This window comes from Rossellomorea arthrocnemi (assembly GCF_904424705.1).
Taxonomy (GTDB): Bacteria; Bacillota; Bacilli; order Bacillales; family Bacillaceae_B; genus Rossellomorea; species Rossellomorea arthrocnemi.
Window position 1 is genome coordinate 154,568 of sequence record NZ_CAJGBF010000002.1, and the last position, 19,196, is coordinate 173,763.

20 protein-coding genes are annotated in these 19,196 nt (G+C 41.6%); 1 reads left to right on the forward strand and 19 read right to left on the reverse strand.

The window, feature by feature from the left end; genetic code table 11:
• Positions 1 to 228: 228 nt before the first annotated feature.
• From BAA9072_RS03735 to BAA9072_RS03795, 13 genes are all read right to left on the reverse strand, one after another.
• Complete coding sequence (locus BAA9072_RS03735) at positions 229 to 1,452, reverse strand: hypothetical protein (protein WP_201713360.1); 1,224 nt, start codon at positions 1,450 to 1,452, stop codon at positions 229 to 231.
• Entirely contained in the window at positions 1,424 to 1,978 is a 555-nt protein-coding gene (sigX, locus tag BAA9072_RS03740; RefSeq protein ID WP_201713361.1) for an RNA polymerase sigma factor SigX, read from the reverse strand. The genes BAA9072_RS03735 and sigX overlap by 29 nt, the downstream gene beginning before the upstream one ends.
• A 256-nt stretch (positions 1,979 to 2,234) precedes the next feature.
• On the reverse strand, positions 2,235 to 4,001 hold the full coding sequence (locus BAA9072_RS03745; RefSeq protein ID WP_201713362.1) for an ATP-binding protein: 1,767 nt from the start codon (positions 3,999 to 4,001) through the stop codon (positions 2,235 to 2,237).
• The gene (locus BAA9072_RS03750) at positions 3,998 to 4,714 is read right to left on the reverse strand and encodes a response regulator transcription factor (RefSeq protein ID WP_201713363.1); all 717 of its coding nucleotides are present in this window, start codon (positions 4,712 to 4,714) and stop codon (positions 3,998 to 4,000) included. Before BAA9072_RS03750 ends, BAA9072_RS03745 begins: the two co-directional genes overlap by 4 nt.
• Before the next feature lie 121 nt (positions 4,715 to 4,835).
• Entirely contained in the window at positions 4,836 to 6,011 is a 1,176-nt protein-coding gene (ccsB, locus tag BAA9072_RS03755) for a c-type cytochrome biogenesis protein CcsB (RefSeq protein WP_201713686.1), read from the reverse strand.
• A complete protein-coding gene (gene resB, locus BAA9072_RS03760) occupies positions 5,992 to 7,668 on the reverse strand; it encodes a cytochrome c biogenesis protein ResB (RefSeq protein WP_201713364.1) in 1,677 nt (558 codons plus the stop codon). Before resB ends, ccsB begins: the two co-directional genes overlap by 20 nt.
• Before the next feature lie 30 nt (positions 7,669 to 7,698).
• On the reverse strand, positions 7,699 to 8,229 hold the full coding sequence (gene resA / locus BAA9072_RS03765; RefSeq protein WP_201713365.1) for a thiol-disulfide oxidoreductase ResA: 531 nt from the start codon (positions 8,227 to 8,229) through the stop codon (positions 7,699 to 7,701).
• Between the two features lie 257 nt (positions 8,230 to 8,486).
• Positions 8,487 to 9,218 carry a pseudouridine synthase gene (locus BAA9072_RS03770; RefSeq protein ID WP_201713366.1) on the reverse strand — a complete coding sequence of 244 codons (732 nt, stop codon included), beginning with the start codon at positions 9,216 to 9,218 and terminating at the stop codon, positions 8,487 to 8,489.
• 137 nt (positions 9,219 to 9,355) lie between these two features.
• A complete protein-coding gene (locus BAA9072_RS03775; protein ID WP_201713367.1) occupies positions 9,356 to 9,883 on the reverse strand; it encodes a spore maturation protein in 528 nt (175 codons plus the stop codon).
• A complete protein-coding gene (locus BAA9072_RS03780) occupies positions 9,884 to 10,477 on the reverse strand; it encodes a nucleoside recognition domain-containing protein (protein ID WP_201713368.1) in 594 nt (197 codons plus the stop codon).
• Positions 10,470 to 11,630 (reverse strand): D-alanyl-D-alanine carboxypeptidase family protein, encoded by a 1,161-nt coding sequence (locus BAA9072_RS03785; protein WP_230980747.1) that lies wholly within the window; start codon positions 11,628 to 11,630, stop codon positions 10,470 to 10,472. The genes BAA9072_RS03780 and BAA9072_RS03785 overlap by 8 nt, the downstream gene beginning before the upstream one ends.
• A gap of 243 nt (positions 11,631 to 11,873) precedes the next feature.
• Complete coding sequence (gene scpB / locus BAA9072_RS03790; protein WP_201713370.1) at positions 11,874 to 12,467, reverse strand: SMC-Scp complex subunit ScpB; 594 nt, start codon at positions 12,465 to 12,467, stop codon at positions 11,874 to 11,876.
• Positions 12,454 to 13,218, reverse strand: a complete 765-nt coding sequence (locus BAA9072_RS03795; protein WP_201713371.1) for a segregation/condensation protein A — start codon at positions 13,216 to 13,218, stop codon at positions 12,454 to 12,456. Before BAA9072_RS03795 ends, scpB begins: the two co-directional genes overlap by 14 nt.
• Positions 13,219 to 13,383: 165 nt before the next feature.
• Between BAA9072_RS03795 and BAA9072_RS03800 the strand changes: the two genes are divergently transcribed.
• Entirely contained in the window at positions 13,384 to 13,902 is a 519-nt protein-coding gene (locus tag BAA9072_RS03800; RefSeq protein ID WP_201713372.1) for a DUF309 domain-containing protein, read from the forward strand.
• 29 nt (positions 13,903 to 13,931) lie between these two features.
• On the opposite strand, the gene BAA9072_RS03805 is transcribed toward BAA9072_RS03800, so the two are convergent.
• From BAA9072_RS03805 to BAA9072_RS03830, 6 genes are all read right to left on the reverse strand, one after another.
• Positions 13,932 to 14,306, reverse strand: a complete 375-nt coding sequence (locus BAA9072_RS03805) for a GNAT family N-acetyltransferase (protein ID WP_201713373.1) — start codon at positions 14,304 to 14,306, stop codon at positions 13,932 to 13,934.
• A gap of 362 nt (positions 14,307 to 14,668) precedes the next feature.
• Positions 14,669 to 15,967: a diaminopimelate decarboxylase gene (gene lysA, locus BAA9072_RS03810; protein WP_201713687.1), complete on the reverse strand. Its 1,299-nt coding sequence runs from the start codon at positions 15,965 to 15,967 to the stop codon at positions 14,669 to 14,671.
• Positions 15,968 to 16,043: 76 nt separating this feature from the next.
• Entirely contained in the window at positions 16,044 to 17,522 is a 1,479-nt protein-coding gene (locus BAA9072_RS03815) for a spore germination protein (protein ID WP_330999262.1), read from the reverse strand.
• Positions 17,488 to 18,084, reverse strand: a complete 597-nt coding sequence (locus BAA9072_RS03820) for a stage V sporulation protein AE (protein ID WP_201713374.1) — start codon at positions 18,082 to 18,084, stop codon at positions 17,488 to 17,490. The genes BAA9072_RS03815 and BAA9072_RS03820 overlap by 35 nt, the downstream gene beginning before the upstream one ends.
• A 22-nt stretch (positions 18,085 to 18,106) precedes the next feature.
• Positions 18,107 to 18,529 carry a stage V sporulation protein AB gene (locus BAA9072_RS03825; protein ID WP_201713375.1) on the reverse strand — a complete coding sequence of 141 codons (423 nt, stop codon included), beginning with the start codon at positions 18,527 to 18,529 and terminating at the stop codon, positions 18,107 to 18,109.
• Positions 18,519 to 19,139 (reverse strand): stage V sporulation protein AA, encoded by a 621-nt coding sequence (locus BAA9072_RS03830; RefSeq protein WP_201713376.1) that lies wholly within the window; start codon positions 19,137 to 19,139, stop codon positions 18,519 to 18,521. Before BAA9072_RS03830 ends, BAA9072_RS03825 begins: the two co-directional genes overlap by 11 nt.
• Positions 19,140 to 19,196: the final 57 nt, after the last annotated feature.

Consider the following 19,196-nt stretch of genomic DNA (forward strand, 5'->3'; position numbering starts at 1 on the left):
TCCTTATTGACTTATCTGTCGCAGCTTATGTATTACACCAACCAGTCTATCCTTTTCCCACACATTGCATGCACACAAAACGAACAGGACCAATTCTATATTCCATATGAGATAATTTTCCTTTAAGTAGTTTGGCTTAGTATGTGGTAAATATTCAATTTAAATCTGTAGAAAATAGAAAAGACCAGAACGGATGCCTTTTTCCGCTTCTGGCCATATGGGCTATATTTAATTCATTAAGCTTTTTTTATTCGGGCTGATTGGAGTTTTGATGGGACCGTTAAAGCTAAAACCGTTCCAGGTTTCCTGTTTGATATTTTCAAACCTGGCTACCTTAAATCCAGAGCTCCGGCTTGTTAGTAATATCCCTTCAATCATTTCCAATGCACTTTGTTTCTCTAATGTGTCCAAATCCAATTCGTTCAAGAAGCTTATTGTTACCAATTCATTTGTTTCTGTCACACTAAAATTAATTCCTTTAGGAATGACACTTTGGAATAGACCCGTGTCAGCATTTTTCATTGCTTCCATAGACTCCTTGACATCCCCCCTGTTAATATTGTCAGGTACCAGGAAGCGGTCCCTTCCATTCGGGGAATAAAGATAGTAAGCCGTATGGACTTTTTCATTCAAATCAATTTTTGAAAATTCCCCCGCTGAACTGAATTGGGGAACAGAACCGTCATAATCCCTCAGTATAACCTCTTTAAGCCCTTTATGCTGGAATGAATATTGAAGAGAATGATAAAATGCGTACTCAACTGCACTGCTGCCACTGTAAGAATGATCGGCACCAAGGGTAAAGATGACTCTATCTTTGTCAAGTGTTAATTCTCCATTTAAAGGCAGGTAGTCTTCAAGTCCCCATTCGGTTTCCGGCAGCTTTTCTGCAAGTTGCTCATGACGTGATAACCAGTCTTCTTCTGACTGTTCGTCGACAATTGATACAGGTATCGGTACCGCATCCGTAGAGACAAGCCCAAATGAATAGAATTCCTTCCCTTTAAGATCCTCTTCATAGAGTGAAAGTCTCTCTTCAGGTTCTTTATGGTTCTCTGACATGGTCAGTTCGCTGTTTTCCTTTTGATTATCTTTCGTCATAGCCACTTTCTCGTCATTACTTGCTTCAGGAGGAATTTCTGTTTCCTTCTTTTGCGGCGCCATTTCGATTTTACCTTCTGAGCCTCCCGAGGAATCCACCATACTCGAGTCGGACTTCTCCATACTGGTTTCAGTAAGTTGATTTAGAACGGTAGGAGCCAGCAGGACCATTATGAATATGGCTGCAAGTGTAGCAAGAGCAGGTATAAATCGTTTAAATGGGGTTTTCCCCTTCTTCTTTTGCCTATCTATCCGCGCTTGGATATATTGAGAGGTCCGATCATCTTTGATTTGAGGAAGCTTTTTGATGAGCTCCTCTATATCACGATCTTTCCATTCTGACTGGTTCAATGTCTCTTTCCTCCTTTGGGAGCCGTTGATTCATTTCAATTCTCAACCATTTGATTGCCCTATGTTGGGTCGTCTTCACTTTGCTTTCTGACCAGCCGAGCACCTCAGAGGTTTCGATGATTGAAAGTTCCTGTAAGTAACGCATGATAATCACCATTCGGAAGTCTGTGGAACAGTGTTTTAAGCATTCATACAAAACTTGGATTTCCTCATTTGCAACGGCTATTTCTTCCGGTAGTGCCCCGCCATCTGATACTTCATTTCGACTCCAGTCGAATTTATCCAGTATTCGATTTTTCCAGTTTTTCTGTTTTCTGAAATAGTCAATGGCTACATTTTTCGCAATCGAAAAAAGCCATGTTTTTTCGGAGCTTTTCCCCTCAAAGTTTTCGTGAGATTTAAGTACCCGGATATAGACTTCCTGAACTAAATCTTCAGCCTGCTGTTTATTCTGTACCATATAAATGAGGAATTGAAATACATCCTGATGATAGGCATCATATAATTTCTCGAAAACGGAGTCCACTTGATTCCCTCCCCGTCAGTATATTAGTCGTACTTTATGTAAAAAAGTTACACACTATCAATATAGTATTTTTTGGGTGAAAAGGAAAGACCTATATTGATCGGGCTTACGCATAGGAAAAGCCAACAGGGAAGTTCTCCCTGTTGGCTTTTCCAATTATTTTCAACATTCTTCTCTACTGTCAGCAAAAAATAAAGAATGTTTCCCATGTAACAAGAAAAAACGTCATGTTTCTATGGATATCATCGATTCATGGCTAAATAGGAAGAAAGAAAGTGAAGGTTGTCCCTTGATCAACTTTGCTTTGCACCTGAATATGTCCCTTATGTGACTCAATAATATTCTTTGCAATTGCGAGGCCAAGACCCGTTCCGGACTTCCCTCTTGTTCTGGCTTTATCCGCCTTATAAAAACGTTCGAACACAAAAGGGAGATCTTCTTCTGGTATCCCGGAACCGGTATCCCTGACATGGAACAGGAATCCGCCTTTTTTTTCCGTCAGGGAAACAGTCACTTCCCCTCCCGTCGGTGTATGTCTTAACGCATTATCAATAAGATTCGTTAATACTTGTTCAATTCGATCGGGGTCCATGTAGATTTCTTTATTAATTTCCACATCACTTTCGAAGTAAATGGAAACTTTCTTTTCCTTAGCCAAGCCGATAAACTTGTTCGTCACTCTTTCCGTAAAAGACATGACCCCTATCACATCTTTGTTCAAGGTGATGTGCCCCGCTTCCATGCGGGCAAGGTCCAACAGGTCATTCACGAGCCTGCCCATACGCAGCGATTCATCATAAATTATACGGGCAATTTCTTTCTTCTCTTCTTCCGATCCAGCAATATCATCAACTATCGCTTCACTATACCCTTGAAGCATGGAAATGGGAGTGCGTAATTCATGGGAGACGTTTGCAATGAAGTCCTTTCGGAGTTTATCCAACCTTCGCTCCTCCGTCATATCACGTACAACTGCTACAGCTCCCCTGATAGTGTTGTTATTATATAAAGGACTCACGATCACTACGTAGGATCTCCCTTGCAGACTCAGCTCCCCCGTTTGTTCCATTTCGGTTACGACTACGCTCTGCAATAATTCTCTAATAGTTGTCGGGATTGCCTCTTCACTCTCTTCACTTTGTTCATAATACCAATGCTGTAAAAAGCGGTCTGCAGGAGGGTTGGTAATCAGGATGGTCCCGTCCCGATTAAAGGTGATAACACCGTCGGCCATACTGCTGAGAATGGATGAGAGCTGTTCTTTTTCCTGGCTGAGTGCGTTAATGTGAAACTTCAACTGTCTTCCCATCTGATTGAATCCTGTGGCAAGTTCACCTATCTCATCCTTCGTCAGGATTGGGACCTTTGTATCAAACTTTCCTTTAGCCACTTCGAAAGCAGCTTCTCTCATTTTCCGGAGTGGCGCAGTAATACGGGTGGAAAGAAAGAATGCAAAGATGGTCGTAAGGATAATGGCTATCCCTGCTGCCAGCAAGATCAGCTTGGTGGTCTGTCGTGTCGTATCTTTAATGACCCCAAGTGACTGATAAAGATAAACGGCTCCATCCTCCCCGTTAATATGTAGGGGAGTTCCGACAATAATGACATTCTCGTATCGATTTGACGAAACATCCTTCGATAGTTCAACCTCTTTTTTTACGGTGATTTCCTTTAACTTCACAGATTGAAGTTGACGGTCCTTTGTTATATATTCATGGATCTTCTGTTGAAAGTCCGTCGAGTCTTGGGAATATAAAGATTCATTTTGATCCAATGAAATGATGATATTCACCGGTTCATCAATGATTTCTTTCCCAAGTTCCATTCCAAGGGTAAGATCATTATGATTTTCAATTACTCTTGCCACTTTTTCTGCAGTGTGGGTCAACTCTTTCTCCACCACATCAACGTGGTAGTTTTGAAAGAATTCAAGCAATAGAATCGTCAGTATAAATAATACAAATGAAACCAACAAGAGAATGGTCAGCCATAATTTCCCTACTACACTACGCCAAAGCCTCATTCATTTGTTACCTCGAATTTATAGCCTACTCCCCATACGGTCACGATCATTTTGGCAGCCATTTCAGAAACCTTATTAAGTTTCTCCCTTAAGCGTTTTACATGTGTATCGACCGTTCGCAGATCACCAAAGAATTCGTAATGCCACACTTCCTTCAGAAGGTGCTCCCGATCAAATACTTTATCCGGCGCTTTTGCGAGGAAGTATAAAAGTTCATATTCTTTAGGAGTCAGATTGACATCAATTCCATCTGCTGTCACCCGATGGGCATCATTATCTATTGTCAAATGTGGATATACAATCAGGTCCTTCGCTTTCGCGTCTGTCTGAATGAAGCTCGACTTTGTAGATCGTCTTAATAGCGCTTTCACCCTGAGAACCACTTCCCGGGGGGAAAAAGGCTTCACAATATAATCATCGGTCCCTACCTCAAACCCTTGTACCCTATTTACTTCTTCTCCCTTGGCAGTAAGCATGATGACAGGAGTCGCCTTACTTTCACGGAGGTGCTGACACACTTCGATTCCATCCATTCCAGGCATCATGATATCCAATAAGATACAGTCATAATCGTGTTCCAAAGCCAATTCCAACGCGTTTTCTCCATTTTCTGCTTCGTCAATTTGATAGTTTTCTCTTTCCAAATACATCTTTAATAGTCTTCGGATCCGATCTTCGTCATCTACAACTAAAATACGAATGTTTTCCTCCATGGGTTCATCCCCCTTTGTATAATTAAACCATATTATCCTATATTTTATATAAAAAAAGAAGCTGACTAGAAAGAGAAGTAAATTCTCGTGATTGTCAGCTCCTTCCATTCGTTACGATTGATTAAGCGTATGAGTGTAAACCAGCAATGATAAGATTAACGGCCACAAGGTTGAATAGAATGATCGCAACCCCTACGACGGCTAACCATGCTGATTTCTCACCATGCCATCCTTTTGACAGGCGAAGGTGAAGAAAGGCAGCATAGAAGAGGAATGTAATCAATGCCCATACCTCTTTCGGGTCCCATCCCCAGAAGCGTGTCCATGCAATCTGTGCCCAGATCATGGCAAAAATGAGTCCACCAAGAGTAAAAACAGGAAACCCGATTAAAACAGACCGGTAACCAATTTCGTCCATCAAGTCAAGGTTCACATTCTTTACCAACGGCTGTAACTTTGCAGCGATACGTTTTCTGAAGATCAAGCGCAGAATAAGATATATCACTGTTCCGATCATAAATGACCAGATCACTGTATTTAATTTCTTCGCATTGATGATGGCAGGCATTTCAACAAGCGGCTTCATTACATCATCGGTTACTAATTGACCCTCATTCGGACCTACCAGAGCAGGGAGGGTGTATTCAGAAATCGCTTCTTCTCCCTGTTGATTTATATATTGAAAGTTTGCTTCGTAATTCCCAAGGGTAAAAGCCGTAGATGCGACAACAAATCCAATTACGACAACCAAAGAATACATCACAGTTTCAAGCCAGAATGACTGCCTGCTTCCCTTTGTATGCTGAACCGACTTCAATAAGTAAATAAGTCCGGCCACGAAGCTGATGGAAAGAATCGCTTCCCCGGCTGAAACGGTGGTCACATGAATCTTCAACCAATCACTTTGCAGTGCCGGGATGAGTGGACTGATGTCTTTAGGAAACATACTGGCATAGGCAATCACCAGCAGTGCGAACGGAAGTGCAATCACACCAAGTATCGTCGTTTTGTACATAAAGTAAAGAATGATGAATGCCCCGACAAGCATCATTCCGAAAAAAGTCGTAAATTCAAACAAATTACTTACTGGGGCATGTCCCGATGCTCCCCACCTTAGGAAGAAGTACCCTAACTGAGAGGCAAATCCGACAAGGGTTAAAACAATGCCGATAAAGCCCCATTTCTTCTGATTTGTTTCTGTAGTATTCTTTTGACGGATACTTCCGCCAAAAAACAGTGTAGCAACCAAATACATTATGAAGGATATATAGAGTAAATTACTGCTCCACTCTGCCATCGCTGTCGTTGACATCCTCATTCCTCCTTACTTCATCCTTTTGTTGTTGATCTTCAGGCTCATTGATTCCAGTGCCTTCCAACACATAGCTGATTTCATTTTTCAAACCATGCCAGTTTTTATTCGTATGACCGGCTACGATGATTCCATCTTCATCTTCACTTCGTCTAATCCAGATCCTCCTGTGATGCCAATAAGCACCTTGTATGACACCGATCATGAAGATAGCACCTCCAAGAGCCAGAATCCAGAGAGTAAGATCTTTATGCACAGTCAAGGCAGATACATCTCTCGTCTCGACACCTGCAAAGGACAATTTATATTCATTTTCCCCTAATGGCTCAAGATTTTTTCTGATCCCTACAAAACTGATCTCACCTTCAGGCTGTTCAGGGGAGAATAACTTAAATAGGAACGCCGGATTATTTGGAAGCGGAGATTTCGTTTGCGGTTCCCCCTGTTCATTGAAACCAGAGAAATCCGGATAATATCCCATGAGTTCTGCTTTATATCCATCTTCAAAAGTATACGTATTTTGAGGATCAAACAAATCAACTGTAAATTCACCGAAGCTTTTCCCGGACTCTTTGTTATCAAAGGTAAAGGACATGGATTTGAATTCATCTAATTTATAACTTGTTTGATAAACAGCAAAATTTCCGAATTTAAGCGGGTGGTTTACTTTAATTGAATCCTCCTGCTCCTTCGTACGTTCAGCTTTTTCACCGGGAACACGATCTCCTGACTCTTTATAGAGGATTACATCGGATTGGAAATTTTTAGCGATTGTCCCGTTTTTGTCAATCGCTTCACCAAATACTTCTTTATCTTTGTCTTTATCGTACGTCTCCAGGGTGAATCCTTTGTTTTCTAAGTAATATTCCTGGTCCGTACCCGGTACTGCCCTCGTTTCACCTTCACGAATCCATACTGTTTGGTCGATATACATCCCCGGAACAAATCGAAGCATACCTCCGAAAAGGAAGATGATAAGACCAATATGATTCACATATGGACCCCATCTGGAAAAACGATTCTTCTCTGCCAGGATATTTCCATCCTCTTCCCGGATCTTATATTTCTTCTGGTTCAGTTTTTCTTTTATTTTTCTGACAGGCTCATCAAATTCGACTGCATTCGTTTTTCCGTAAATCCGTTGGCGTTTCAAGAAGCCGACATGCCTTGAAACACGTTGATTCTTCAAGGCGCGATAGAGTGGGATCACACGGTCCAAACTGCAGATCACGAGGGAAACCCCAATGGATGCAATTAGAAGCAAGTACCACCATGAGCTATATAAATCATGGAAACCTACCGTGTAGTATAATTCTCCGAAGAAACCGTAAACATCTTCATAGTACTCATTTGCAGGCTGACCATTTGGAATATACTGTTCCTGTGGCAATATCGTTCCCACTGCTGACGCAATAAGCGTGACAACAATTAGCCACACCCCTACTTTCACAGAAGAAAAAAAGTTCCAAATTTTATCAACAATAGATTTGTTATACGTTTGGGAACGTCTGGCACTTCCCTCATAACGCATGTCATGGAGCTTCTCGTTCTTTGCTTCCTCCGTTAAAGCCCGTCCACAGGATTCACAGAGAACGGTTCCATTTGGATTTACATGACCACATACACACTTAATCTCTTTCATGTTAAAACTCCTTATATCAAGTTAACCGCCTTAAGGCTTGATACTCTCTAAATCTTCGATGATATCGCTTTCGGTCATCGTACCTGTAATGATCTTTTCTATTTCCCCTTGAGGATTAATCAGGAACGTCGTAGGTAGTGGATCAATTCCGTATGTATTCTGCACTTCCTCTTCTTTGTCTACCAAGATAGGGAATTCTAACCCGTGTTTTGATACGAAGCGGTTAATAAGGAAATCAGATTCCCCTACATTTACAGCTAAAATCTGTACGCCTTGGTCCTGATATTTTTTATATTGATTATTCATATAGGGCATCTCTCTTTCACAAGGTTTGCACCATGTTCCCCAGAAATTCAAGAATACCCCTTGACCCTTATAATCAGATAGACGATGTGTATTTCCTTCCATATCCGTAAGAACAAAATCAGGTGCCTTGTCGCCTTTTTTTAACATTCCTCTTTCATCCTTCGTGAAGTTTGCATAAAGCGTATATGCAACTGCAGAAGTCAGCACAATGAGAATAATGGTACGGATGAGTAACCTGCGTTTTTTCTTATTCATTTACGTGTGCCTCCCATAGTGAAATCGTTCTCAATAATGGAGAAGTTTTTCTCTCTTTACAGTAGCAAAGGGCCTGAAGTCATAAGAATTCTCTTATGAGATCAGTCCCTGCCATAATGTACTGTTTCATATCCTCATAATAAGCAGAGAAATACCCCGATAATTTCAGAGTGAAATTCCTATCTTATTATATCATTTATCACTTTAAAGTTAATGTGAATTATATGAAGGATATGTGACACTTTCTATGCCGGTTGTTAATGTAAGCTGCCTGTTTCGGCCAACGTTCTCAACTGTTTCACTTCATGTGGTGTCAGTTCCCGTCCTTCTCCAGCGTTCAATCCATGGAGTGAGAGGAATGCATATCTTTCCCTCTTCAGCTTTTGAACCGGATAACCAAGAGCTTCGAACATACGGCGGACCTGACGGTTTCTGCCTTCATGAATCGTGATCTCGACGATTGATTTTCCTTGCTTTTTATCAATACTGAGAACTTTCACTTTAGCCGGAGCGGTCATCCCGTCCTCAAGCTTAATCCCTTTCTCAAGTTCACGGATTTTAAATTTGGGTGGAATCCCTTTTAATCTTGCCACATATGTCTTTTCAATCTCATTGCTTGGATGCATAAGGGAGTTGGCAAAGTCTCCGTCATTGGTTAACAGTAGAATCCCTGAGGTTTCATAGTCCAGTCTGCCTACTGGATAAATTCTTTCCTCGATTTCGGGGAAGAAATCCGTTACGACTTGACGATCTTTATCGTCGGTCACAGCGGAGATGACCCCTCTTGGTTTATAGAGCAAATAATATACTTTATTTTCTCTCTCAATTTGAATTCCTGTCACTTCAACTCTATCAGAGTGGGAAACCTTCGTCCCTAGTTCCTTCACTACTTTCCCATTGACCTTTACTTTGCCTTCTATAATTAATTGCTCTGCCTTACGTCTGGATGCCACTCCACTGTGAGCAATAACCTTTTGTAAACGTTCCACGGTCTTTCACCTCATTTAATTTTCAATACAATTGTCTTCATGAATTATTACACAATCCAGGCAAAATAGAAAGGCATAAAGAAAAATCGACCATTTCAGCCGATTCTTTTTCTCTTTTTATAAATAATCTCAGCTCTTTAAAACATGATGGTGACAATAAAGATGGCAGCAGCGATTCCTACTAGATCGGCCAAGAGACCCACTTTCAGTGCATCCCCCATTCTCCTGATCCCCACTGCGCCGAAATACACCGTCAATACATAAAGGGTCGTATCGGTACTTCCCTGTAAGGTCGAAGCAAGTCTTCCGATAAATGAATCGGGACCGTACGTGGCGATGATATCACTCATCATTCCCAGTGCAGCTGTGCCGGAAATTGGTCTGATGATGGCCAACGGGACAATTTCCGGAGGGATCCCCAGTGCAAGCAATGCGGGACGGATGAGACCAACAAAGAATTCAAGAGCACCCGATTCACGGAAAATCGTGATGGCCACCAGCATCCCTATAAGAAACGGAATGATCGATACGGCTATTTTAATCCCTTCTTTTCCCCCATCAACGAACACTTCATACGTGGGTACCTTTTTGATGGTCCCATAGATTAATATAAACCCAATCATAATGGGAATCAGCCATAATGAGATTGTGGATATCCATTGCATCTATTTCACCTCTCGACGGGTACGCCTATAATGAAAATAACGATCGATCAGAATCGCACCAATGGTGGATAACATCGTGGCAATTAGGGTTGGTCCTACAATTTCAGTCGGCGACGCAGAGTCGTATTTCATACGGATTGCGATCACCGTGGTCGGAATGATAGTAATGCTTGACGTATTGATTGCAAGAAATGTAATCATCGATCTGCTGGCGAAGTCCCTGCCTCCATTTAAGCTTTTCAGCTGCTCCATGGCTTTGATCCCCAGTGGAGTCGCGGCATTTCCGAGGCCGAACAGATTAGCCATCATATTAGAAAGGATATAGCCCATTGCCGGATGGTTTTCGGGAACTTCCGGAAAGAGTCTCGTCACGAGTGGCCTGAACAACTTTGCCAGTTTATCTAGTAACCCCGCTTCCTGAGCGATTCTCATAATGCCCAGCCAAAACACTAATACACTGACCAATCCTATACAGAGGGTAACGGCTTCATTTGCCGAAGTAAAGATAGCTTCGTTCACTTCGGCCATTTTTCCGTTGATGATTGCAAATATCAATCCGATGATGGTCATGCCTACCCATATTAAGTTAACCATGGTCCCGGACTCCTATGATGGATTCGAAGGAGTAGGCCCAGAATTTCCACCAGCTCTTTTCTTTTTTCTCCTCACCTGATGATTGAAAAAAAACAGGAAGACTATCTACTTCCTTGTCTCCAATATATACAACAGCCTTTCCAACTACTTCAGGCACACCTTGATTCTTTAACCATTCTTGCTTTGGCTTCAACATCTTGTATTCCACCTTTACCTCTTCCACTTCATCATCTGTCAAGGTTAATACAGATTCCCGTTTAAGGTATGCATGGTTTTTATATACTTCGTTATCCATTTTTTTAATCTTGCCTTTTTCCAGGACAATTTTGTAATCAAATTGTTTAAATCCGTATTCAAACATCCCAATATGATCATTCCAGTCATCTGGACCGTTCAGGGTCACGGCAATCAGATGCTCCCCATCCTTCGAAGCAGTGGACACGAGTGTTCTTTTCGCCAGTTTCGTATATCCCGTTTTTCCTCCTGTACTGTATTCATACAATTCCGTCAGTAATCTATTTTTGTTCTTCCATTTTCGATCCCACTTCTCATCGGGATTCGGAGCCGTGTGAACTTTCGTTCCTGCAATTTCCTTGTACAAATCGTTATTCATAGAATATCTTGTCAGAACAGCCATATCATATGCAGTGGAATAGTGGTCCTCATGATCGTCAAGTCCATGGGGATTAGCGAAATGAGTATTTTTCATCCCGATTTCATTCGCTTTTTCATTCATCATATACACAAATCCGTCCAGACTCCCTCCTACAAATTCTGCGATGGCAACTGCCGCATCATTTCCGGATCTGAGCATCAATCCGTAAACGAGATCTTCAAGCTTTATTTTCTCTCCTGCTTTCAAATAAAGGGAGGAACCTTCCGTACCTGCTGCATTCGAAGAAACTGTCACTTCGCGATCCATCTTTCCAGACTCGACGGCAAGGATCGCTGTCATGATCTTCGTGATACTTGCAATGCGGCTTTGACTATGGGCATCCTTCTCAAACAGAATCCTTCCGGTTTCCTGATCCATTAAGATCGCTCTTTGGGAACTGACAGAAGGTGCCGCCTGCACCTCTTTGGAAACTGTCACAAACAACAATGTGAATATCAGAAAAAAATATATGTAAAATTTCGCACTCTTTCGATTCACACCCATCTACTCCTTTAAATCTAACGTGTTTGTACAAGTTTATGCAGGACAAGGGGTAATATGAGTGAAAACTTGAAAGTGGAGAGCCTTTTCAGGGGAAGTCTACATGTATTCCTCACAATAAAAAAAACACAGCATTCATCTGCTGTGTTGGGCATTTATTCTTTTGGTCCCGCGTGTTTTCTTTCTCAAAAAAACAGGCAGGACTGGTATTACCTTTTTAACGTGCTGCCTATTCGATTACTATTCATTCGTTTCCATCGTTTCCTGAAATTTCTCAAAGAAGAGGTCTGCTTCGTCCTGGGCGAATTCGTCTTGAATATTTTCAGGAAGAGGGGGTAGCTCCTCAATGCTTTTCAGACCAAAGTAATCCAAAAATTCCTTCGTTGTACCGAATAAGTAAGCACGGCCAGTCCCTTCCGCTCTGCCCACTTCCTTGACAAGTCCTTTTGAGGCAAGTGTCTGGATTGGCCGTTCGGTTTTTACGCCTCTGATCTGCTCGATTTCCATCCTTGTAATGGGTTGTTTATACGCAATTATCGCCAGGGTTTCAAGAGCTGCCTGGGACAGGAAGCTTACATTAGGCGATTCTACCAGTTTTTTTAAGTAATCGGCATTCTCTTTTTTGGTCACTAACTGAAAGGTTCCTGCTATTTCAATCATGTAGATGCCTCTATTGGAATCCTTCTCATAATCACTCCTCAAGTCTTCAAGGACATCGATCGCTACTTGTGCTTCGATTTCCAATACAGAACAGACCTGTTTCAGTGAAAGACCCTCGTCCCCTGCTGCAAACAACAGACTTTCAAGAATCCCTTTCCAATTAATACTGCTCAACAAGACCTGCCTCCTCTCCTGCTTCTACAAATATTTCCGTAAAGTTTTCTTCCTGGTTGACGATAATTTGTTTCCGTTTCATCAATTCCAGCACTGCAAGGAACGTCACAACGAGATGCTCTTTGTTATCGGAGGGGAAGAGACTTGTAAAGGATGTACGTTTGTTTAGATTGCGTAAGCTCTCCAAAATATCATTCATCCTTTTCTCAATGGATATTTCCTGTCTTGCAATTCTCGTTTGAGCGGGACGTTGAAGCTTTTTCCTTCTTAATAATTTATGAAAAGCTCCAAGCATATCATATAAAGATACCTGAACATCCGTATTCTTCAATTCCACCTCTTCACTGAATTCAGATAGGTCACTAGGAGGTTTGGTATATACTTGCCCCCGCTCTTCTTCACGATGCTTCAGCTCATTCGCCGCTTCTTTAAATTTACGATATTCAATCAAACGCTCCACCAGTTCGTCACGTGGATCTTCCTCTTCAAATTCAATTTCATCGTTCATCATGCCATCATCATGCTTCGGAAGAAGCATTTTACTCTTAATGGCGAGAAGTGTAGCTGCCATCACTAAGTATTCACTTGCCACATCCAGCTGCAGATTTTTCATCGTATGTACATATAACATATATTGCTCTGTGATTTGAGCCATAGGAATATCATATATATCAATTTCTAACGAGTTAATCAGATGCAAAAGAAGATCTAATGGACCTTCAAAAGCGTCAATCTTCACATTGTATTCCATTTAATCACCAAATTTCTAATTACAATCTTGCAAGAGCACTACTTAATAGTATAGTAGATAGACCACTATTCTCCAATAGAAAGTTTTGTATTTACTGAGCTGCCTGTCGTTTCAACATGGGTTTATGCTACAATTTAAATACTTTACACCAAGTGGAGGGATCATATGACTTATCCAGAAGCCTATATCGAGTTTTTAATGTATTTCCATGGAAATCGTGACTACTTTGAGTGCCATGAAGTATTAGAGGAATATTGGAAAGAAGTGGATCCGAAAAACAGAACCTCCCATTGGGTGGGGTTGATCCAGATTGCGGTTGGCTTTTACCATTATAGAAGAGGGAATCTGGCAGGATCGGGAAGGACGCTCCAGAAAGCCTTCAAGAACATTGAAATGAATCAAAACGAACTGACTCAGCTGGGGATCCATTCCAAAAAACTTCAAGACATGCTTACAGATACATCTCATCAAATCAGTCAAGGGCAACCTTACCAAAGCATCAACTTACCGTTAACGGATGATTCACTTGTGGATCAGGTTCAAGCCGTTTGCGAGGAAAATGGATACATCTGGTGCTCACCGAGTGACCTGTCAAATACAGGTCTTGTTCATCGCCACTCCCTCAGAGACCGGTCTGAAGTAATCACCGAGCGGAATAATGCCTTAAGAAAAAAAAGAGGATGACCACCCTTACTATTAGGCGGTCTACCTCTTTATTGGTCTTCGTTATTCAATTCTAATGGATCCGGGTCATCACATTTCCCAAAAAATGAAGCGGTTTCTGAATTTGGTTTCACTTCAAGCTCCGAATGTATATCCCTCAGTTGTTTCACCATCGATTTCCCGATCCCCTCGTGACGGTGTGATGGATTGACTGATATATGTTGAATCTCTAACGTGCTTTCTGTTTTATAAACACCGATTAAACCTACTATGTCCTCTTCTTTCCATAAAAAGAGCTGCCAATTTTCTTCAGTTTCGTATTGCTTCATCGTCTGTTGAAGCTTCTTCAAATCCTTTTCATTTGGCATGAAAGATAATAATCCCATTGCAATCTTTTCAAACGCCTTTTTATACCGAATTAACATATTTACCCCTCGTTATGTTTTATGTCTAATCTATTTATTTCCTATTATAGACAAAAACTAGAAATTTAATTGATATGAACGTTTATTTATCTTACTAAATTTACTTTTATTAAGCAAATCAAAACCGATCAGTTCCCGGCGATGAACATCCAGTAGATGACTCCCCACCCAAGACCGGCAAGTATTAATAGCAAGAACAATCCTTTATTACTGATTTTCATGTCTGACTCCTTTTTGTACACCCTATTCGCATATGTCATTGTAATTGTATAGTAAAATCGAATTTTGTTAAAGTATGTAATTTACTATTCAAGAAAAGTAGTCTTTAAGGACGATATACTTAAAGACTACTTTCCATGTGATTATAACGATATATCAAGGTTTACCAAATCCTCATATGTCTCCCTCCGAACGGCTAATCTCGCTCTCCCGTTCTCAACAAAAACGACGGCAGGACGCGGGATCCGATTATAGTTATTCGCCATGGAATACCCATATGCACCTGTACAAAAAACAGCAAGAATATCCCCTGCTTCAGAGGCAGGCAATGGTAAATCCCAAATCAACATATCTCCGGACTCACAGCATTTTCCGGCAATGGATACCGTTTCTTCAGGGATCCTGTCCGCCTTATTTGCAATAATCGCCTCATACTTTGCCTTATACAGGGCAGGTCTGATATTATCACTCATTCCCCCATCGATCGCTATATATTTTCTGATGCCGGGGACAGCTTTCTGTGATCCCAGAGTATAGAGACTGGTTCCTGCATCCCCTACAAGTGAACGACCCGGTTCAATCCAGATTTCAGGCAAATCTAAATTGTATTTCTCCACTTCCTCTTTAACAGCAGCAATCATTTCTTTCACATATTGAGCGGGAGGGATCGGGTCATCATCTTCCGTGTAACGAATCCCAAATCCTCCCCCAAGATTAAGGACCTTGGGATTAAAGTTATAATGTAAACTCCACTGAGCGAGCTTCTCAATGATCTTCCTGGCAGCAAGTATGAAGCCGGTCGTTTCAAATATTTGCGAACCAATATGACAGTGCAAACCTAACAATTCAATTGCTTCAGAGTCCATCGCCCATTTCATCGCTTTCTCTGCCTGACCGTTGCCTAAGTCAAAACCGAACTTCGAATCTTCCTGTCCTGTAAGGATATAATCATGAGTGTGAGCTTCGATTCCCGGCGTTACTCTTAACAACACCCTGGTTATCCGTTCAACAGAACGTGATACTTCATTTACCAGCTCCAACTCATGAAAATTATCGACTACAATACAGCCGATTCCATTTTCAACGGCCATTAACAGTTCTTCCCTTGACTTATTATTGCCATTAAAATGGATGCGCTCAGGAGGGAACCCTGCCTTCAGGGCTGTAAATAGCTCTCCTCCCGAAACGACATCCAATGACAATCCTTCTTCTTTCATTAGCTGAAAGATGGCAATAGATGAAAATGCTTTACTGGCATAGGCGACTTCCGCCTTCACCCCGAGAGATTCAAATGTTTCTTTAAAGCCTCTCGCACGCTCTCTGATAAGTTTCGTGTCATATACATAAAGGGGCGTACCATATTGAATGGCCAAATCTATCGTACTGACCCCACCAATCATTAAGTCCCCATTTCTGATTTCTGCTGATCCATGAAGATACATGAAACGCCTCATTCCCCTCTGTCATCCTGTACTAATTAAAGGTAATTTACCACAGAATGAAAGTTGTTGCAATATTCTAAGATTTCGCAGGCTGTTTGTATTTATTTCTCGGTTGGACGATACTTGGTCGAATTTTAGACCCCGGTACTGATTTCCTGATGAGAATCTGCATAAATGCTTTTGGGCTGAAAGGCAGCAATGGCCAGAGATACGGTGTATTGAGAGATTTAATATTCGCTACAAAGAGAATGAATATAGTACTTCCGATTATCAATCCAGGAATATGGAAGAAAGCTACCATCACCAGGAGAAGAAGCCTTGCCATTTTATTCGCCACACTCAATTCATAACTCGGGGTTGCAAATGTACCGATCGAAGCGACTGCTACATACAAAATAACCTCTGGTTGGAAAAGCCCTACATCGATGGCAATTTGACCAATCAAGACGGCAGCGATTAAACCCATGGCCGTTGAGAGTGGTGTCGGAGTATGAATGGCGGCGATTCTGAACATCTCCACCCCTAAGTCCGCGATGAATAATTGAACAATGACAGGGATGTTGGTCTGTTCCTGAGGTCCAACATATTTGATGACTTCTGGTAGTAAAGAAGGATCCAATACAAACAGGTACCATAATGGAAGTAGGAAGAGAGACGCAAGCACACCCATAAATCGTGTCCATCGCACGAAAGTCCCTACAGCAGGTGATTGTCTATACTCCTCAGCATGCTGTAGATGATGAAAGTACGTTGTAGGTGTGATGATGACACTCGGGGATGTATCAACAAAGATCAGGACATGCCCCTCTAGCAAGTGTGTGGCGGCCACATCCGCCCTTTCTGTGTATCTGACCAGTGGGTACGGGTTGTACCCTTGTTTCACTAGAAACTCTTCGACAGTTTTATCTGCCATCGTTAATCCATCGATTTTTATATTTTTCAATTCTTTCTTAATGACTTCAATTAGGCTTGGATTTGCAACATCATCGATATACGCAATGGAAATGTCGGTCTTAGAACGCTCACCTATGCGGAAGATTTCAAACCGCAGTCTGGGGTCTCGTATTCTACGTCTCGTTAAAGCGGTATTCACAATGATATTCTCAACATAGCCATCACGGGAACCCCTGACTACCTTTTCCGTATCGGGTTCTGACGGCTGCCTTCCAGGATAACTACGAACATCCACGATCAATGCTTCTTCATAGCCTTCTACAAATACGGCGATTAATCCGGATAGAACTTCATCCACGGCTTCTTCAATTGTTTTGACCGGTTCGACGGATTGATGGACAAGGCGATTATGTACAATGTCATATAACCGGCTCGTCGCACGCTCATGGTCGTTGATTTCCACAAGTTCTTCTACAATCTCAATGATATATGAAGCATCGGTCAGTCCATTTATATAGTAGAAATGAACCCCTTTTTTCAATATCATCAGTTTTCGCACACCTATATCAAAACTCGTGTTCAGTCCAACGTGATCTTTCATGTAATCTTCAATGACTTTTAAATCTTTAGGAATCGGTGTTTCTTTCTTCTTTTGATGCATGATACCCACTCCTTTCTAAGATGATTTCCACTGCTTTTTTCGTGATGGGGGCACCTTGTGAATAGTGATCCCTTTTAGCCATTTTTCCAATATCACCAATTCCGACAATCACCGGAACATCCAGTTCATCCAGACAATAAACGGTATCTCCCGTCAATCTGCCAACATCCATTTCAGGTACACCGAATTTATCCACCCCATATGGAGTCAACTCCCCAAACTTATCAATGCACACATCCACCCTGGTCCATTCCGCCTGTCGTGTTTTGCTTGCTACGGCGATGACTCCAAGGACCTCAACATCTGAGTGATTCGCAACATATTTTAAGGCACGTTCCCCGGCACCCTCCCCAATAAATCCACTATCATCAAACATCACAAAGACAGGGTCGTTTTTGGCTCTTTTGATCAGTTTTACGATTTCTGGTCCTGACAGTATAGAGGGGTTACCCTTAGAACTTGAGATGCAACGCCCCCCATATTCTGTGGCAACACACTCGATGGCACGTTTTGCGTATTCATCTCCATCTGTAATCAGGATCACTTTCCTTATGTTATCCATATGAACCCCTGCCCCTTGCTAATTATTGATGAACCAAGTAAAGCCAATGAAATAGTGAACCGAATATCTTCCCAAATACGATCGCCATGATTAGAATGACAATCTTGCCATCAATTCCGATTCGTTTGGCCAATATGGGAAACACATTCAATACTTCAGTTAACGCAGCAGCCAACAGCCCAATGAATACCCCGCTCATGAGCCCGATGGGGATAAGGACCAGTGGAGAAAAATGGAGAGTGTAATTATTCAGGCTAATAAACCCTCCGGCCAGGGCCCCGGTAATGACAGCCATTTCATAGTAGTGAATCATTTTCATTGTTTTAGTCAATTGAGTTAATCGGGGAATAATCCCCAAGACCGTTAAAAAAGCGACGAATCCCGAGCCTACTGCCAGTCCACCAGCAAATCCAATAAACACGGTGATCAATACATTAATGGTCATCCAGTTTCTTCTGACTTTCCTTATTTTCATGCATAATTACATATTGATCTAAATCCTGCTGGTAGTTAAACATTTCAACCTCGAGTGGACTCGGCTCTTCATTAAGTCGTTTACGAAACACATGATTAAAAAACAATATCATTCCAAGACCTAAACCAAACGAGTAGGGAACCTGGAACAATAATGGATGAGGATCGACTCCTCCAGTTACAAAATGATACAGCCTTTGATGAACTTCTCTCATACTTACATCTTCATGAAAATTCATAATTGCCAGGGCTGCACCGATGAATAATAGTAACCAAACGCCAATGAACAAAGGAAGAGAGACTTTCTTTTTCTCATAGATCACTTCAATAATGCTTTGTGTTGGTCCGATCGTTTGAATATCCAAGTCGGAATGTTGTTTGCATATTTCCTTTATGACCTTCATTACATCAACCACTATGATATTCTTATCAGAAGGCGTCACTTGATGGATCGGGATTCCCCTTAGATCTTCAACAATATTTTCAGGTGCTATGATTTGAGCCAGCTGAGAAAGCCTGACCACGCTCTCTTCCCTTACCTGCACTCGATGACGTAAGCGTATATACAAAATACCTTCCATGCAGTTCACTTCCTGAAAACATGATTTTCTCTTCGTACCAATAGTATGGATTAACGG

Coding starts and splice junctions, on each gene's coding strand:
- resA (WP_201713365.1), bottom strand. CDS start 8,229: ATGAATAAGAAAAAACGCAGGTTACTCATCCGTACCATTATTCTCATT.
- BAA9072_RS03830 (WP_201713376.1), bottom strand. CDS start 19,139: ATGGAAGGTATTTTGTATATACGCTTACGTCATCGAGTGCAGGTAAGG.
- resB (WP_201713364.1), bottom strand. CDS start 7,668: ATGAAAGAGATTAAGTGTGTATGTGGTCATGTAAATCCAAATGGAACC.
- lysA (WP_201713687.1), bottom strand. CDS start 15,967: ATGTATCTTCATGGATCAGCAGAAATCAGAAATGGGGACTTAATGATT.
- BAA9072_RS03800 (WP_201713372.1), top strand. CDS start 13,384: ATGACTTATCCAGAAGCCTATATCGAGTTTTTAATGTATTTCCATGGA.
- BAA9072_RS03805 (WP_201713373.1), bottom strand. CDS start 14,306: ATGTTAATTCGGTATAAAAAGGCGTTTGAAAAGATTGCAATGGGATTA.
- BAA9072_RS03795 (WP_201713371.1), bottom strand. CDS start 13,218: ATGGAATACAATGTGAAGATTGACGCTTTTGAAGGTCCATTAGATCTT.
- BAA9072_RS03750 (WP_201713363.1), bottom strand. CDS start 4,714: ATGGAGGAAAACATTCGTATTTTAGTTGTAGATGACGAAGATCGGATC.
- BAA9072_RS03745 (WP_201713362.1), bottom strand. CDS start 4,001: ATGAGGCTTTGGCGTAGTGTAGTAGGGAAATTATGGCTGACCATTCTC.
- BAA9072_RS03820 (WP_201713374.1), bottom strand. CDS start 18,084: ATGGATAACATAAGGAAAGTGATCCTGATTACAGATGGAGATGAATAC.
- BAA9072_RS03780 (WP_201713368.1), bottom strand. CDS start 10,477: ATGGTTAACTTAATATGGGTAGGCATGACCATCATCGGATTGATATTT.
- BAA9072_RS03825 (WP_201713375.1), bottom strand. CDS start 18,529: ATGACCATTAATGTATTGATCACCGTGTTTATTGGATTTGCTGGTGGA.
- ccsB (WP_201713686.1), bottom strand. CDS start 6,011: ATGGCAGAGTGGAGCAGTAATTTACTCTATATATCCTTCATAATGTAT.
- BAA9072_RS03775 (WP_201713367.1), bottom strand. CDS start 9,883: ATGCAATGGATATCCACAATCTCATTATGGCTGATTCCCATTATGATT.
- BAA9072_RS03815 (WP_330999262.1), bottom strand. CDS start 17,522: ATGCATCAAAAGAAGAAAGAAACACCGATTCCTAAAGATTTAAAAGTC.